The sequence below is a fragment of the Aliinostoc sp. HNIBRCY26 genome (assembly GCF_050235535.1).
Classification (GTDB): Bacteria; Cyanobacteriota; Cyanobacteriia; order Cyanobacteriales; family Nostocaceae; genus Trichormus.
In genome coordinates, this window is the sequence record NZ_CP189852.1 from 2,377,581 (window position 1) to 2,393,721 (window position 16,141).

General features: G+C 38.2%; 14 protein-coding genes and 1 pseudogene. 5 read left to right on the forward strand and 10 right to left on the reverse strand.

Translation table 11 applies throughout. From position 1 onward, the window contains the following. Positions 1-620: 620 nt before the first annotated feature. Positions 621-1,043, forward strand: a complete 423-nt coding sequence (locus ACQFX9_RS10195; RefSeq protein WP_427161903.1) for a response regulator — start codon at positions 621-623, stop codon at positions 1,041-1,043. Between the two features lie 144 nt (positions 1,044-1,187). Here the strand turns inward: ACQFX9_RS10195 and ACQFX9_RS10200 are convergent, their stop codons facing one another. From ACQFX9_RS10200 to ACQFX9_RS10240, 9 genes are all read right to left on the reverse strand, one after another. Continuing rightward, on the reverse strand, positions 1,188-1,994 hold the full coding sequence (locus ACQFX9_RS10200) for a hypothetical protein (RefSeq protein WP_427161904.1): 807 nt from the start codon (positions 1,992-1,994) through the stop codon (positions 1,188-1,190). Between the two features lie 192 nt (positions 1,995-2,186). Further along, a complete protein-coding gene (locus ACQFX9_RS10205) occupies positions 2,187-2,957 on the reverse strand; it encodes a hypothetical protein (RefSeq protein WP_427161905.1) in 771 nt (256 codons plus the stop codon). A gap of 369 nt (positions 2,958-3,326) precedes the next feature. Next, entirely contained in the window at positions 3,327-4,253 is a 927-nt protein-coding gene (locus ACQFX9_RS10210) for an Npun_R2821/Npun_R2822 family protein (protein ID WP_427162850.1), read from the reverse strand. Positions 4,254-4,263: 10 nt separating this feature from the next. Then, positions 4,264-5,259, reverse strand: a complete 996-nt coding sequence (locus ACQFX9_RS10215; protein WP_427161906.1) for an Npun_R2821/Npun_R2822 family protein — start codon at positions 5,257-5,259, stop codon at positions 4,264-4,266. Positions 5,260-5,274: 15 nt separating this feature from the next. After that, the gene (locus ACQFX9_RS10220) at positions 5,275-6,234 is read right to left on the reverse strand and encodes a glycosyltransferase family 10 domain-containing protein (protein WP_427161907.1); all 960 of its coding nucleotides are present in this window, start codon (positions 6,232-6,234) and stop codon (positions 5,275-5,277) included. A gap of 34 nt (positions 6,235-6,268) precedes the next feature. After that, the gene (locus ACQFX9_RS10225) at positions 6,269-7,471 is read right to left on the reverse strand and encodes a glycosyltransferase (protein ID WP_427161908.1); all 1,203 of its coding nucleotides are present in this window, start codon (positions 7,469-7,471) and stop codon (positions 6,269-6,271) included. A gap of 14 nt (positions 7,472-7,485) precedes the next feature. Further along, the gene (locus tag ACQFX9_RS10230; protein WP_427161909.1) at positions 7,486-9,729 is read right to left on the reverse strand and encodes an ATP-binding cassette domain-containing protein; all 2,244 of its coding nucleotides are present in this window, start codon (positions 9,727-9,729) and stop codon (positions 7,486-7,488) included. A 240-nt stretch (positions 9,730-9,969) separates the two neighbouring features. Then, entirely contained in the window at positions 9,970-11,127 is a 1,158-nt protein-coding gene (locus ACQFX9_RS10235; protein ID WP_427161910.1) for a glycosyltransferase family 4 protein, read from the reverse strand. Between the two features lie 80 nt (positions 11,128-11,207). Further along, entirely contained in the window at positions 11,208-12,203 is a 996-nt protein-coding gene (locus tag ACQFX9_RS10240; protein ID WP_427161911.1) for a glycosyltransferase family 2 protein, read from the reverse strand. A gap of 218 nt (positions 12,204-12,421) precedes the next feature. On the opposite strand from ACQFX9_RS10240, the pseudogene ACQFX9_RS10245 reads away from it, so the two are divergent. Continuing rightward, positions 12,422-12,602, forward strand: a pseudogene (locus tag ACQFX9_RS10245) (IS630 family transposase); the annotation flags it as partial. A 432-nt stretch (positions 12,603-13,034) separates the two neighbouring features. Here the strand turns inward: ACQFX9_RS10245 and ACQFX9_RS10250 are convergent. Next, positions 13,035-13,259, reverse strand: a complete 225-nt coding sequence (locus ACQFX9_RS10250) for a hypothetical protein (RefSeq protein ID WP_427161912.1) — start codon at positions 13,257-13,259, stop codon at positions 13,035-13,037. Between the two features lie 379 nt (positions 13,260-13,638). Here ACQFX9_RS10250 and gloB point away from each other — a divergent pair, with 379 nt between their 5' ends. The 3 genes from gloB (at position 13,639) to ACQFX9_RS10265 (ending at position 16,072) form a co-directional block, all read left to right on the forward strand. Further along, a complete protein-coding gene (gene gloB / locus ACQFX9_RS10255) occupies positions 13,639-14,412 on the forward strand; it encodes a hydroxyacylglutathione hydrolase (protein WP_427161913.1) in 774 nt (257 codons plus the stop codon). Between the two features lie 196 nt (positions 14,413-14,608). Then, positions 14,609-15,247 (forward strand): hypothetical protein, encoded by a 639-nt coding sequence (locus tag ACQFX9_RS10260; protein ID WP_103139604.1) that lies wholly within the window; start codon positions 14,609-14,611, stop codon positions 15,245-15,247. A gap of 18 nt (positions 15,248-15,265) precedes the next feature. Further along, entirely contained in the window at positions 15,266-16,072 is an 807-nt protein-coding gene (locus tag ACQFX9_RS10265; RefSeq protein ID WP_427161914.1) for a pentapeptide repeat-containing protein, read from the forward strand. The last annotated feature ends 69 nt before the right edge of the window (positions 16,073-16,141 follow it).

A 16,141-nucleotide genomic window follows, 5' to 3' on the forward strand; every position in this document is an offset into this window, starting at 1 on the left:
GGGCTTATAGCTCCTTTTTTTTAATTTCACTGAATTTTATTATTTGTAATCAACATTTTTCTGTATGATCATAATTAATTACTTAAGTATATGTACTCTGTTTTTGAATCAAGTCATCAAAAAATAAATACTAATACCATAGCAATCACTCATGAAGCTAGGGAACTGTTAATGGGGAACAGGGAATAAAAAACTGTACTGAGTTTTTTCAAAAATACAATAGGATTCCTGTATTAAAAATTCGCTTTGATTACTAGAGTTGATGTCTCCAATAGGTAACAGATAACTTTTTACAAAAAGAGAATAATGTCAGGAGTTATAGCTAAAAACTACCGATGAATCCCGCCCGCAATAATTCAATTGAGTATTGTGTAAAAACCCTGTTTATTTTATGGAAAGTTTAAATAAAATTTAACATTACAGCAAAAAGACCCTAGTGGGGGTCACACCCCTCTACTAACAGGATAAAAACAAGATTTACACTGAATCTGATAACTAAATTTTCTGGATTAGCAGCTTGAAATATGATCTGACTCTGATTCTGCTCATTTAATATATTGTCTCAGTTGTTTTTACAACTTGAGATTGATACAAAACTTTATTATCAATAAATATGAATAATGTTCAATAATTCGTTGTTACAACCTCACAATAATTGTTGCCAAACACTCAACCGTATCCTTATTGTTGAAGATGATAAGATAAATAGAATGTTATTGAGTGATTACTTAAAATATTGTGGATACAATGTTTTAAGTTTGCCAGATGGTGAAAATTTTATTTTCAATATTAAAAATTTTAAGCCTGATTTGATTTTACTAGATTTAAAATTGCCAGATATTGATGGATATTATTTACTACAACAGGTTAAACAACACCCTAGCTGCCATAGCATACCCATAATTGTTGTTTCAGGATTTGCTTTTGAAATTGATAAAGAAAAAGCCATTAAACTAGGTGCGTGTGATTATTTTGTAAAACCTATTAATCTCAATTTGCTAACAATTGCCATTGCGAAGGAATTAGCATACGCCCATGTTTAGTCAAAAGTTCCCCCTGATGTGAATTAGGAAAACCTTCTATATCTAAAAAATAGCCCTTGCTTGCAGCTGGGGATTGAGATAAATATTTAATAACTTTCAGACATCCTCTCAGTTAAGAAGAACAGTGGAAACAAGACCCCGGATTTATCTATAGTAAAAGTCAAAATTTCTCAGTGTGAGTAACCGTGCTAAGTTAAGACGATAGTAATAACTGAGTTGACGTTGAATTTTTTCGCTAATGGCTTTGGGGTCTTTTAACTTGTCCCAAAATTTTCTGGAATCCTTTTCACGAGAAGCATATGTGTGTTGTAAAGCCTTTTTGACTATCTCATAGTTATGGCTATTGACACTCCAACCCACTTTAGATGCAGCTAAACCGATGGAATTTCCCTCACCTTGATGGACACCGTTTAATTCAAAATATTTAGCGATAATTCCCCATTGCTGAATAAATTCTTGCTCTTTTCCTCCATCTCTAGTGATGATGAACAAATCCTCATGTACATACTTGACATTCTCGGTTTCCACACCTAATTTTGTGCCTAATTTCGTGATTAATTCCAGTCTTTTCGGCACTTTCTTGTTTCTGCTATGCTCAAAAATCGGGAGAAAATTTCCTGATGTAATACCAGGAGACCATTGAATATCACTAGGAATACCAGCCACAATTTTGGTATCTGCGTCTACCCAGATGACAGAATGATATTTAGATAGGGCTTCGCCGATAACAAAACGCTTGTCATTGTAGCAATAGCGAATACCTTGTTGACGGTGCTTGACAGCAATAATATTATGGCGATCGCTCAAATCTTGCGGCTGGTCGGTATAAACTAACAATATAGTTCCAGGGAAATGCAACTCTAGTCCGACTGCGAGTTCTTTCGCCAAACCACGGTATTTACTACCAAGGGCTAAGGTACAGAAACAAAAATCTTTTGCTGATGTTACCATTGTTCAGTATTTAGTTTAGTTAAAGTTGGCAAAGCTCTCTTGCACTGAGTCAAGATAAATCAGGGAAATTTAGATGTAAGACTTTGACTCTCCGAATTTGAGATTTTAAATTTCAAAATCTAAAATCTAAAACTTGCTTAATCCCTTTATGGGTACAGTCAGTCTAAAATTCAAAATCCAAAATTAGTTGTTCTATCTATAGAAGAATTGAAAATCTGTTAAAGCTGTTAGCCTAGCTTTATTTAAACGGTAGTGATAGCCAAGTTTTCTTTTCCACAAATCCCATACACTTTGTTTGTTAGTGTAGGAAGCATCTAAATGTTTCGTGACATTTCTGACTTCTGACCAACCTTCTCTAGACACATCCCAACCAACTTTAGCTGCTGCTAATCCCATTGCATTACCTGAACCAGCATGAATACCACGCAACTCTAGATATCTACCAATCTTTGCCCAGTATTTGAGATATGCGATTTCTCTACCTTCGTCCCTCGCAATCATAAATAAAGACTCACCAATATATGGTGCATCTTCCAATGTGATATCTAAATGTGCTGCTACTTTGCGAATATGTGGTAATCTTTCAGGGGTGTATCTTGTCACATGAGCCACTAAGTTCTCGCAATGACCTGCCGTAATACCTGGTTTCCAGTGGAGATTATCAGGTAAAGGAGACAGTATCGTCGTATCTGCATCAATATATATGGCGGCCGGAAATTTTGCCAAAGCTAATTCCATAACCAAACTTTTATCGTGATAACAATGCAAAATTCCGCGCTGGTTATGTTTAAAAGCTAATACATTGGCATAATCTTTAAACTCTGCTGGCTGGTCTGTTAAGACTACGAACATTTTTCCTGGTGCATATTTTGCCAATTCACTAGCTAATTGTTGCGTTAACTGACGATATTTTTTCCGTAAAGCTAATGTGCAGAAGCAGTAATCTTGTTGTTCGTAAGTCATAAATATTCCTTATGGCTATACACTTCAATGCCTTTCCAGTCTTGCTAGTGGATTCAACTGACAGTATGTTTACAGATGTCCCAGAATGCCTTAAACATAAGATTACAATATATTGATACTTATCAACCGCAAGTAGACATAAATTTACTGTATTTTCACTGATAGTATGACTAATCTTAATGATTAACTGATGAAACTGCGAGTTTATGCACAATAGCGTGTATGCCTTGCTTCAAAAAAGATGAGAGTGCTTAAGTGTATACCCTTAAGCACTCCCAAGGAAAAGTAAAAATTTATTATTTCGAGATTCTGGAATAGTCTATGAATCTAGGCTTTTAATCTAAAATTGGTATGATGCCAACGAAGTTGTTAAATTTTGAGTTTGCGTAACTGCTGTTTAATATTGTTAAGTGTTTTTTGCCACTGATTTGGTTTAACTGGCGCAGGTATATTAGCCGCAGGTAACGCAGAATTGAGATTGCGGTAGTGTTCCCAAATTTCCCAGTAGGGACAACCTGGTTGAATGCGAATCCCTGCCCAATGGAGATATTGCAAAGGTTGATTAACTGTAGGATCAAATAAGATATTTCCTTGAGTTTGAAATTGCGGCGAACCCCCCCAATTACCAGGTGCTTTACCTGGTCTACGAACAATATTAAATCGGTGAGGAATTCGCTTGAGCAACATATAATTGATAATTGGTTGGTCAGAAGTCTTTTCGGAAAAATCAAAATACTCTGGATGAGCCGCACATTCACTAAAAGTTGTATACAAATCGTCTTCGGAAATGATATTTTTTCTGGCACCCCAAAAACCACCGTTAAAAATGTCTTGAACTTCTGTTTCAGTAAAAACTTTTTCTTCTAATACTTTAGATGTAAAAACGTTTTTAATGCCACCTAAATGTTGATAATCACAACAAATAAAATCAGATTCAGCTAAATAATCGAGATTATTAATTATTTTTTCAAAAACAACAATATCTGTATCAATATACAAGAATTCATCAAAAGGGCCAAACCAACAAGCCTGTTTACGGAATTGGTTGGGACGAGCAAAAAATTGATTGCCAAATAGTTCATGTAATTTGCGTGACAAACGGTCGATGAAATCTAAGTCTGCATAGAGTTGTACACCATAATGTTGATTGAGCAATTCTGCTATTTGATGGTAGTTATCATCATAAGGAATCATGATGACAGGTGTATCTTGGTCATGCAATCGGATACTATTGAGGAGTGCGATCGCCTGATCTATCACCTTGTCATTTGCAATGATATAAATTCCCTGGTTCATCATCTTAACCTCAATTTTTTAATCCTAATTTCCGTAAAATTTTTGTGCCTAAGCTGGGCGGAGCGTTGTAGGCTTTGGGCTTAGTAGTAAATTTTGGCCGATGATTTGGCTCATGCAAATAGCGGTAATGTAAGAACTCATCACGGTAAGGAAAATCAACATTGTTTCCAGCACACAATTGCTCAAAAAATCGGGATTTGACCCCAATATAATGCAAATAAGTTAATCGCTTACCTTGGTCATACAGGATATTATTTTGACTGGTAAAATGAGTAGAGGTGACACAACAGCCTGTTTTCTGCTCTTCAGCTAGCTCGTGACTCAGATTACAGTGAGAAATTCCTGAGCGCATAACCATATAATTTAAGACTGTTTGATCAGGAGCCATTGGATATAATATTTCTGCTTCTCCCTGACGCAGCCTTTCTAAGATTACTTCTTGATTTTGGGGGTTAAATACACCTTTTTTAGAAGCATAAAAACCGGAACAAAATGCCTTGGCTTCTAATTCTGCGTTAGTAAATATTTCTGCTAATTTAGGAGAAGATAAATCATAAACATGAGATAAATCTTTATACTGGAAATCATAAACTACCCAGTCATATTTATCTAAACTAGCAAAAATTTCATCTAAGGGACTCATCAGTAAGGTGTCTGCGTCCATATAGACAAATCTATCAAACGGCCCATCAAAAGCGCAGTAACGACGATGAGTCCCGACTCGATAATATTTATCACCATTAACTTTTTGCCAATTAGCTTGCGCTGTGGGGTGAGTATCCCAAACACGGCGCACAAATTCATCCCATTGCCGAATAGAGTCTTGATTATTGTATAGTTGCACATGAGGACGACGGGCAATTTCGGCAGCAATTTGAGTTGTATTATCGTCATAAGGATAGACACAAACAGGCATCGGCCGCCCATAAATTGCCTCTATACTATTGAGTAAAGCAATTAATTGGTCGTAAACTCGGTCATTAGCAAGGGTACAAATCCCATCCATAGAATTACTCCTTTCCTATGAGAATTTAGTGACAAATTCTGACAACCAATTAAGTAAATTCAGCTTATGTAAGATAATTTGTCTAGCTTCTGCGATCGCATCCTTAGCTGCATACCAAGCATCAGGAGTAGCAGTCACTTCTTGAATGTAGGCAATACCTTTTTCATCTAAACTAGGTAAGCGTAAAAAACTGCCTGGAGGTAACAATTTGTCGGCGGCTGGCCCTCCGTAATAAATTGGCAAACACCAAGCCAATAAAGCATCCCATAATTTTTCGCTGACATACCAACTATTTTCAGCATAATTTTCAATGGATAAGTTGTAATAGTATGGAGCCATACCATGCCACTTATTACCCAATTCACCCATTGATTTGGCAGAAACAGGTAAATTGCGTCCGTACAAATCAAACTTAATTTGATGATTTTGTAGTGATTCTAGAAATTGTAATCTTTGCCGATGATTAGCAGTGCGATTAATGCCAGAAGTAATCCAACTGCAAGGCGCGACTTTTTCGGGTACTGGCATTTCGTTTAATTCTTGAAATGAGTTGTTATGATACCAAATTGCCGGCATATAATCAGGCACAGGTGCAAAATCATCGGGGCCAGAAATATAGCCACAGTATTTAGTAGCTACTTGGTAATAGTGTTTATTTTTCTCGACAACTTCTTCTAAAGGAGGTTCGCGCAAAAGATAGATAATTCTTTCTTTAGGAACTCCTCTTAAGCGTGAACTAACGTCAACTGTTGGTTTCTGTAGTTTTTTGCGTAACTTATCTATTAAAGATTGAGGCTGAGGTTTCCTTGGAAAATCATATTGATACATCAACAAAAAGTCTGGTTGGGGTGCCAATGCTTGCATTTTAATATTGCCCCAAAGACCAAATTGATGTGGAGTTTGTTGCCATAGCCAATCACCTCTTTGCTCAAGATTGCGATAGCTACTAATCATCCCAAAAGTTTTTATATTCATTCGCTTGATATTGAATAGGGAACGGGGAATTTTTCTAAATTGTCATGACAGGACGTAAAGGTTCTTCTACATAACTCAGGATTTTTTCGGCTCGATTTTCCCAAGAAAATTGATGAGCTAATTCAATATTATTAAGATAACCTGATATTTTTCTGGGATAAATTTCTAAGGCTTTTTGGATTGCTTGGGCGAGTTTTTGAGGATGATCAGGTTCGCACCACACGGCCGATAAAGGCATATCTTTAAATGGCATTAAAGGCGTGATTTCTGTGATGACTATGGGTGTTCCTGAAGCCATGTATTGAAAAAATTTCACAGGATTTGTGAAGTCAGCAGACTTACCGGAACAGTGTGGATGAACTAAAATATCCGCAGCTTGAAATAAACTTACTAATCTTTGTCTGGGTAATATCCAGCCTAGAAACTTAACATTATCTACTTGTTTTTCTTTGGCTAGTTGTTGATACGCTGTAACTTGCTCTTCTTTCCCTCCTGTAATCGCAAACTGAATATGTGGTAATTCTTTGGCAGCATCTATTAAAACATCAATCCCCTTAAAAGGATATAAAGCTCCTGAATAAACTACAAGCTGTTGTCGTTCATTTTCTAGTAGCTGTTCGCGCCATTCTTCGGCTTGTTGTGGTTGTCTAAGTAAGAAAGATTGATCAAAGCCATTATGCAGCCAGACTACTTTTTCTGGCGGCATACCATATTCAATGAGGCTTTGTCTAATCGGTTCTGATTGGGTAATAGCAATTTGAAAAAACGGACTATGGACAATTTCTGCTGGGAATTTTTCTGATTGGAAGTAATGTCGTTCGTAAATGGTGGGAATCTGGTTTTTTACTGCGGCTTTGGCAAAGTTCCAATCTCTGGTATGAACAATTTTTGTTTGTGGTAGTAAATGAAATGGCAAGTAATAACGCGTCAATACTGTCATGCTAGCGGTAAATTTTCCCCCAACACAATCAATTGGCCAAGGCATGGGTAATGTAGCAATTTTTAACTTTTCTTGGACATCGTAAAATTCTACAAAATCTTGCTCTGGGTGTCTGAGATGAAAAGGCGAAAATAGTTCCCCAGGATTGAATTTACCGCGTTGAGTATCTGGATAGACTAAAGCTGTATCATACCCAAGATTGGCGGCGGCGTTAGCACAAAGCACATCATGTATTTCGTGTGCTGTATCTGGCTTGAGTGATATGGTTCTACTAAAAAATAGATATTTATTTTTCATAGTAATTCTTAGGGTTAATTATCATGTATTTTATTTTCAAAGTTTTCTAAGAAACTCAGTAGATTCATCCCTAAGTGCAGAGCTTCGTTGAGTGTTTGATAACGATTTTGTTGCGCTTCTAGATAATTTTCTGTAAGCGATCGCAGTGATACTAGTAAGGTGTTAAATTTGAGATTCAGTTCTTGTATTTTCTGTAAATTTCCCATCTGCACATGATCATCTTGATTGTGGGATGAGGCGTTGCCTAGATAATGATTTTGTTGTTGGACTATATCCTCGAAGATTTCTAGAGTATTGAGGATTTTAAAGGTAGATTTATAGGAATCTTCAATTAATGCTTGGTCTTCTTGATTATTTTCCGTCATTTCGTCTAGTAATAAGTGCAGTACACCTATCATGGAGTTCAACTTATTCCGCAGTTCATGGGAAATTCGCAATAAGCTTTGATTGCTGTAGTTGCTAGTTTCAGGAACATTGCTAAACTGCATAGAATAAAGGCGCGCATAGTAGCCGCCTTTTTGCAGGAGTTGTTCATGGGTTCCTACTTCTACTACCTGTCCTTGATCTAAGACTGCAATTTGATCAGCGTTTTGTACCGTAGAGAGACGGTGAGCAATCACTAAGGTAGTACGATCGCGGCTTAAATCATCTAATGCAGCTTGTACTAAACGTTCAGATACGGTATCTAAAGCACTGGTGGCTTCATCGAGAATCAGGATTTCTGGATTTTGCAATAAGGCGCGTGCAATTGCTAGTCTTTGTCTTTGTCCCCCAGATAACATCACACCGCGATCGCCAATCATCGTATCAAAGCCCTGGGGTAACTTACTGATAAACTCGTAAGCATTGGCTCGTTTGGTAGCTGCAATGATGTCTTCCTCTCTAGCGTCTTGTCTTCCGTAGGCGATATTGTGTCTGACTGATTCATTAAACAAAAAAGTGTCTTGGCTCACAATACCCATACGCTTGCGCCAAGACTTGACATCAAATTCACGCAAATCTCTGCCGTCAACTGTAATACTGCCAGAAATGGGATCATAAAATCTGGGCAATAAATCTGCTAAGGTGGATTTACCCGCACCAGAACCCCCCACTAACGCTAAGGTTGTCCCACGGGGTAAGAATAAACTGACATCTTTTAAAACTAACTTGTCATGTCCTGGATAGTTAAAGGACAAAGAGTTAAAGTGTATCCCCTTCTCTAGTTTTTCATAGATGACATCACCACTAGTCATAAATGGCTTGTCGTCACGACGTAAAAATTCTGAGACGATATTGACACTAGGCGCGCTATTAGCAAAACTATTGCGAATACCATTCAACTGAGATACTAGTGGTAACAACCGCAGCAAGACTAATAAATAAGTCAGTAGCACTGCTGATAAAGCATTGACTTGATCGGCAAAGAGAACTCTGCTTAAAAATACAATCAGCAACAAAGCGGTAATTCCCATGACTTCACTGAGTGGTGCAATCACTTGGGAATTAGCTTGAGAGTCATAATCTGCTTGTTCGCGATCGCGAATTAGTTGTCTAATTCTATTAAATTCTTTTTCTTCATTACCTGTAGCTTTGACTAACCGAATACCGTTCAATGTCTCTAATACAGCAATTGAATACACCCTAGACATTTCACTGAGCATCTGTCCGAACTTCTTCGCCCGGACAATAGCATACTGGTTAATCAAAGTCACAAAAGATAACAATATAGTAGATGCAATAGTTAACTGCCACGAAATTGATAACAGCAGTCCAATAAATACAAAAATTGTGATAACAGTAATAATTAATTTAATAACATTGCTAATTGAAGCAGCAGCCCGCCCCATTTCCCCACCTAGACTATTTAATAAGTCTCCAACTCGCATTTTAGCGAAGTAGTCTAGGTCAACCTCTAACAGCACTTGCAATCCGGCTTCCCGGATGTCCGAAGTTAACTTTCTGGTAAAAGAACTAGAGGTTAAAGCACTCGCATAAGAGGCTAAATTTTTTAAACTAATCAGTGCAATAATCGCCAATGACATGACAAATATGCGATAGTTCTCTTGTACGCTGTCAAAGGGAACCATAATTGATTTGAGAATCGGCGGAGCATTACTTAAATCTATTTCTTGCCCCACTATCTTTAAGATAATCGGTACAATTAAAGTTGTACTGACACCATTAAATAAAGCTCCAGAAAATCCCAATAATACTGTTAGTAAAATCCAGCCGGGATAGGGTTTAGCAAATTTGAATAGTAGTTTTCTGGTAGACATTTGTTTTTATGTTCACATCCAACGTTATTTGTAACACTACTTTGTAATTTCTATATATTTCACTCTCCTCATTTTCAGTCATCAACAGTTATCCTCTCAATAACTGCATTCTTGCCGTCATGTAAAATAGTATACTCTTAATTAGCAATTGAGTAGGGGAGCAATCCGGGTGAAATAGGCAAAAACCGTGTGTTCTCTAATCTCCGTACTACCCTACAATTCCCAACTACGGCTTTGGATTCATAATTGCGCGATTAATGATTCTAAAGTCTCAGCCATCGCTGCTAAACTATACTTCTCTACACATCTTGCTCTGGCTCTTTCACCTCGTTCATTCGCTGAGTCTAAATCTTGAAATATTGATTGGATTTGCTGGGCTATTTGTTCCGGTGATGCCGGGTCAACTACATAACCTGTATCTGCTAAAATTTCTGTAATATCTCCCACGCGAGTTGATAATACAGGTTTAGCCATTGCCATCCCATCTGTCAACTTTAAAGGGAATTGCGCGCGCGAAGTTAATGTATCTCGTTGGGGAACAACGACGACATGAGCCGCAGCCACGATTTCTGGCATGGTATCCACAGGACATTTTGGTAGTTTAATAATCCAACGTCCCCATTTTTGAATTAGTTGCTCGTCGTAGTCATCGTAAGGACTACCACCAACAATCACCAGTCGCAAATCTGACTCATCTAACAAATCCAAAGCCATTAAAACATCTTCCACCCCCTTATGAGGGCGTGGTGCGCCTGGAAACATTAAAATGCGGTATGGAGTTAAACCATAACGCTCTCTACTCACTTCGGGATTATACTTGCTAGGATCAAACAGGGCGGTATCTTTCCCGTTAGGTACATAAACACCGCCAAAACGTTTTTGCAAAAACTCCGTGTCTATGGTGATAGCATCCGCTTTTGGTACCAATTTTTCTATCCATCGAAGATACAACGGATGGTCTGGAAACCTCAATGCACCATTAGGCTTAAAAATATCCCTGTACAATTGCTTTAAACCAGGACGATATTGCCATTCATCGCCACCATACCAACTCAGTTCCCAATCGTCCATATCTAACATTAAAGGACGATGGCTAGTATATTTGTGCAGCAGAGATATACCAAAACTGGTCATTTTAGGCTTGACAGCGTAAATAATATCTCCCTTTAAGTTATTAACCAGCTTTTTAGCCGCAGTGAAAAACTTAGGATATTTTTCTCCCTGAATAGAAATTACCTCGACATTAGACGGAGGAATAGCGTATAAATCTTTACCAAATAAAAAACCGACGACTTCTATTTCATAATTAAGTTTGTGAAGGACTTGACCTAGTAAAAATGCTCTAATTGCACCGCCTCCAGACAAGTCACTGACGACTAGGGACACTTTTTTTTTCATGACTGTTTGCGTTGCTTCTCTATACTAATTACACCTGAATTGATTTGCTCAATTCTAGCTGCTGAATTTCTAAAAGTTGATTATTTAGGTGTAAAGACGGAGAAAATCTTTTTAGAGCGTGGCCCCCTGTAGTCTTCGTAAATGACAAAGTTAGGGATAAGTGTCCGTATCCAATATATTAGTCTCACAATTAAGGAATGATGAATAGCAATTTTATTGTGAGCTAAATACAAGGGAGGCTGCATTAGATTTAGTAATCTGGCTAAATTTAGTGCATCTTTGGTTTTAATTGCCTCTTTTAATAAGAAATGAATTCCCACTTGACATAGTGGAACTAATTCCTTGTGTTTACTAATAACAGTTTCATACAGAATGACGTAATAATTCTTCATGTAAGACCAGTTATTAGTTCGGTTATGCTGGTGCTTTGTATAGAATGCCCCAACTATGGGGGTATGGATAAAGTCTACACCTACAACTAGCAAATCTAAACAAAAATCCCTATCTTGTAGAGCCTTTAAATCTTCATTAAACATTTTCTTTTGAAAAACGCTTCTATGAATTAATAGGCATTGTTGTAGTAAAGGAAACGGCGAATCAGCCAAGAAATCAGGAACTAGTAAACGCTGGATTAATTGTTTTCGATTGTAATCATCAAGTATTTTACTTTCTCGCCTGAGAATATTTTGATTTTTATCTAAATAAACTCTTTCATAATCACAATAAAAAACAACTTCTTTGTGTTTCAATTTGCTTAAATAGTTTAGTTGAAAGCGGGTTTTATCTTCGTGAATCCAATCATCTGGATCTAAACATTGAATCCACTCCCCTTTAGCTTCCCTGATACCCAAGTTTCTTGCTGAAGAGACTCCACCATTTTCTTTATAAAAATATTTGACTCGTGGATCTCTACTCATGAGCATCTTGGCGACTTCACGAGTATTATCAGTAGAACCATCATCCACAATAATACACTCTAGCTCAGTGATAGTTTGTTTAAGTACGCTTGTAACGCACTTTTCTAAGTATTCACCCCGATTGAAAGATGGCAAAATAAATGAGACTAAGGGTGTCATAGTATGATCACTCTCCGTAATATAGCGATTTTTTACACATATTTTGCATTTATACCCGTATACTAAGGTACGTAGGTACGTAGCCTTATTTTACGGCATAAAGAAAATTATGTGGACAAAATTACGGTCGTATATTAAAGATATATAGTAATAATATGTGAATTTCTGAAAAAGACTGCGAGATAATACGGAAAGATGTATCTGTTTAATAACGAACAATGATAAACCAGCATCTAGAAATAGCGATGCTTGCGGCAGGCTTATCCATCGCAGAATTGTAATAATTTTATAGATAGCCGTCCAGATGCTTGTGAGGAGAGAAAAGCATTGGCAGTTAAACTGGTTGATCAAGGCTATAAGTATGAGGAAATTCAAACTATTTTAGATGTCTCTTTTGGTTAACAGCAAAGGCTGATAAAGAGACTGTAGCTGCAAAAAAATAGATTGAACATTGTTGGTAAGCAACACAGAGGATATAGAAGTAGGAAGACTAAGAGTATTACTAATAAAGGTACGGATTTTTTTCAAAAATCAAATATAGGACTCATATTTGATTTCTGAAAAAAACTCCGTATACTTTTGTTCCTTCTTAGCTGTTCCCTGTTCCCTGTTCCCTGTTCCCTTCCTACGCAAATGATTTTAGGAATCAAAGCGGATTCCTATACTATTCCTATATCTCAAATAATATAGGACTTACGCAACGCCGATAATGTCATTGCGACCGAAATGAAGTGTAGGGAAGCAATCCCAGGATCAGGTGAGATTAGTTCGCTATCGCTCGTAATGACGGAGTTGTGTTATTTTTGCGTAAGTCCTGTAATATTTTGTCTATTAGTCAATAAGTTTTAATTGTCCACTTTGAATATAGTCGAAAACCCGATTGATTTGACGGCGGGCTTCATCACTCATTGTATTATGACTAAATACTGTGCTGGTTAGTAAGTGATGATCTTGGCTACTCATTTTCCCTGATCTGATAATGCGGTCTACAATCTGTTTAGTGGTGATGTCTATGGAATTGGTAGTTTTGTGAGTAGAAAAGGGTGATTTGTTCATTGGGATGAAAGTCTAAAAATGAAATTTCGCGGCAAAATTCAACGTCTAAGTCAAGTACGTCATGTAGGTTGAAAAAGCAAATAGCATACCCAATATCCACAATTTCAAATATTAATTTTTAGCTTTGTTTTATAAAGCTCAAGATAAATTTAACTTTATGTTGCTTTTTTTACATAGAGCAAAATCACTGATTAATCATCAAAATACTGATAATCTTTAACGGGATTGCGGTGTAACTACCGTTGCGGATTATGAAGATGAAACATCAATAAAAGTTATATTAAAGAAATGTCATGAATCTAACTTGTCATCAGTACAGGATTTCTCAGAAAAAATACCCAAAATTATGCCACGCCTATATGTAATCGAGGTATAGCCCATGCAAGTTATTCGCCTTGAGGCACTTTCAGACAACTATATATTCTTACTGTATGACGAGCAAAACAATGTAGCGGCTGTAGTTGATCCCGCAGAGGTTGAACCAGTCTTGAAGCAGCTAGCCCAATTGAATGCGGATTTAGTGGCTATTTTTAATACTCACCACCACCATGATCATGTCGGTGGTAATCAAAAGCTGATACAGAAGTTTCCACAGTTGAATGTTTACGGTGGTGCGGAAGATAAAGGCAGAATACCAGGACAGAGAGTGTTTTTACAACCAGGCGATCGCGTCCAATTTGCGAATCGAGTCGGTGAGGTGATTTTTGTTCCTGGACACACCCGCGCGCACATTGCTTATTACTTCCCGCCCCAAACCACCAACGAACCTGGAGAATTATTTTGTGGAGACACCTTATTTGCTGGTGGTTGCGGTCGTTTGTTTGAAGGAACACCAGCGCAAATGGTGGAATCATTGAGTAAACTCAGGTCTTTACCAGACCATACCCGTGTGTGGTGCGCCCACGAATACACATTAAAAAATTTACAATTTGCCTTGACTATAGACGGTAATAATACTGATTTACAAAAACGGATTCATGAAGTGAAAACACAACGCGATCGCCAAGAAGCCACCGTACCGTCATGGTTAGGAGTAGAAAAGTTAACCAACCCCTTTTTACGTTGGGAGCAACCAGCACTACAACTCGCAGCTAATAGTAGTGACCCAATACAGACATTCGCACGGATTCGGGGAATGAAGGATATGTTTTAGTCAATAGTCAATAGTCAATAGTCAATAGTCAATAGTCATTAGTCATTAGTCATTAGTCATTAGTCATTAGTCACAACTCAGCACTCATTACTCATTACTCAGCATTCACCACTCAGCACTTATTACTCAGGCTTATGGTAGTTTAAAGTAGCACCTGCGAAATATAACTTTACCTTCATGACTGGAGAGCATCACCTTGGGAATAGAACTACGCAGTTTCGTATTTCTCGACAGCCTGCAACCACAACACGCAGCATATATAGGAACAGTAGCCCCAGGTTTCCTACCATTACCAGGTGATACCTCACTATGGATTGAAATCTCTCCTGGTATTGAAATTAATAAAATTACAGATGTCGCTCTCAAAGCTGCTTCTGTGCGTCCGGGGGTGCAGGTGGTGGAAAGACTCTATGGACTATTGGAAGTACATTCTAGTTCTCAGGGAGAAACGCGCGCCGCCGGTCAAGCAATTTTAGCGATGCTAGGAGTCAAACGCGAGGAATGTCTCAAACCTCGTGTGATTTCTAGTCAAATTATCCGCAATATCGATGCTTACCAAGCGCAACTGATCAACCGGACTCGCCGGGGACAACTGTTACTCGCAGGACAAACCCTATATGTCTTAGAAGTCGAACCTGCGGCGTATGCGGCTTTAGCTGCGAACGAAGCGGAAAAAGCGGCTGCAATTAATATTTTGGAAGTGCAAGCTGTGGGGAGTTTTGGCAGATTGTACTTGGGTGGACAAGAACGCGATATTCTAGCAGGTGCGGCTGGAGCAAAAGCAGCGATTGAAAGTGTAGCTGGAAGACTTTCCCAGAGCGATCGCCAGGAATGAAGGAGAGAAAATGAGACAATGGCAAATATAGAGCATCTAGGTTTATTGCAAGCTGGCGCAGTCCGATGGCTGGAGTGGAGAAACACTAATCCTCACATAGCACCAGACTTAAGTACCGCCGACTTACAAAAACATAACCTCAGAGGCGCGCACCTCCAGGGAGTTAACTTGAGCAAAGTTGATTTAAGTCACGCTTTGCTAGTACGCGCCAACCTCAACCAAGCTAATCTCAATAGTGCCAATCTCCATCAAGCCAAACTCAGCGAAGCTAATTTAAGTGCGGCTCAATTGAGTGTAGCCAATTTGAGTCAAGCCATCCTCACCCAAGCTAATTTGAGTCATAGCATCCTCATCGGTTCTAACTTAAGTGCAGCAGATTTCAGGGGTGCGACTTTGATAGCAGCCAATTTGATTGGTACTGACTTAAGTAATGCTAACTTGAGAGATGCCGATTTAGATGCCGCCCAGTTAAACCGCGCTCATCTTTGTTTTACCAATCTAATTGAGGCGAACTTAATCGGGACTAATTTAAGTGAAGCCAATTTATACGCCGCAGACTTAGTAGGAGCTTATCTTTACAAAGCTAATCTCGAAAAAGCCCAACTCTACAAAGCACATTTGAGCAGTGCATACTTATTTCGGGCTAATCTCACTGAAGCTGATTTAACTGGTGCTGATTTAGCATGGGCAAACCTCAAAGGTGCTAATTTAGCAGGTGCAAACCTCACCAATGCCAACCTCAGAGGTGTGAATCTGACTGGTGCAAATCTAACTGGTGTCAACTTTCAGAATGCAATTATGCCCGATGGGGTAAGACATGATTAGTCAATAGTCAACAGTCAACAGTCAACAGTTATTAGTAGGTAGGGGCGGGTTTTGTGAGATATTCATGCT

Coding starts and splice junctions, on each gene's coding strand:
- ACQFX9_RS10200 (WP_427161904.1), bottom strand. CDS start 1,994: ATGGTAACATCAGCAAAAGATTTTTGTTTCTGTACCTTAGCCCTTGGT.
- ACQFX9_RS10265 (WP_427161914.1), top strand. CDS start 15,266: ATGGCAAATATAGAGCATCTAGGTTTATTGCAAGCTGGCGCAGTCCGA.
- ACQFX9_RS10230 (WP_427161909.1), bottom strand. CDS start 9,729: ATGTCTACCAGAAAACTACTATTCAAATTTGCTAAACCCTATCCCGGC.
- ACQFX9_RS10225 (WP_427161908.1), bottom strand. CDS start 7,471: ATGAAAAATAAATATCTATTTTTTAGTAGAACCATATCACTCAAGCCA.
- gloB (WP_427161913.1), top strand. CDS start 13,639: ATGCAAGTTATTCGCCTTGAGGCACTTTCAGACAACTATATATTCTTA.
- ACQFX9_RS10220 (WP_427161907.1), bottom strand. CDS start 6,234: ATGAATATAAAAACTTTTGGGATGATTAGTAGCTATCGCAATCTTGAG.
- ACQFX9_RS10215 (WP_427161906.1), bottom strand. CDS start 5,259: ATGGATGGGATTTGTACCCTTGCTAATGACCGAGTTTACGACCAATTA.
- ACQFX9_RS10250 (WP_427161912.1), bottom strand. CDS start 13,259: ATGAACAAATCACCCTTTTCTACTCACAAAACTACCAATTCCATAGAC.
- ACQFX9_RS10205 (WP_427161905.1), bottom strand. CDS start 2,957: ATGACTTACGAACAACAAGATTACTGCTTCTGCACATTAGCTTTACGG.
- ACQFX9_RS10235 (WP_427161910.1), bottom strand. CDS start 11,127: ATGAAAAAAAAAGTGTCCCTAGTCGTCAGTGACTTGTCTGGAGGCGGT.
- ACQFX9_RS10240 (WP_427161911.1), bottom strand. CDS start 12,203: ATGACACCCTTAGTCTCATTTATTTTGCCATCTTTCAATCGGGGTGAA.
- ACQFX9_RS10195 (WP_427161903.1), top strand. CDS start 621: ATGTTCAATAATTCGTTGTTACAACCTCACAATAATTGTTGCCAAACA.
- ACQFX9_RS10210 (WP_427162850.1), bottom strand. CDS start 4,253: ATGAACCAGGGAATTTATATCATTGCAAATGACAAGGTGATAGATCAG.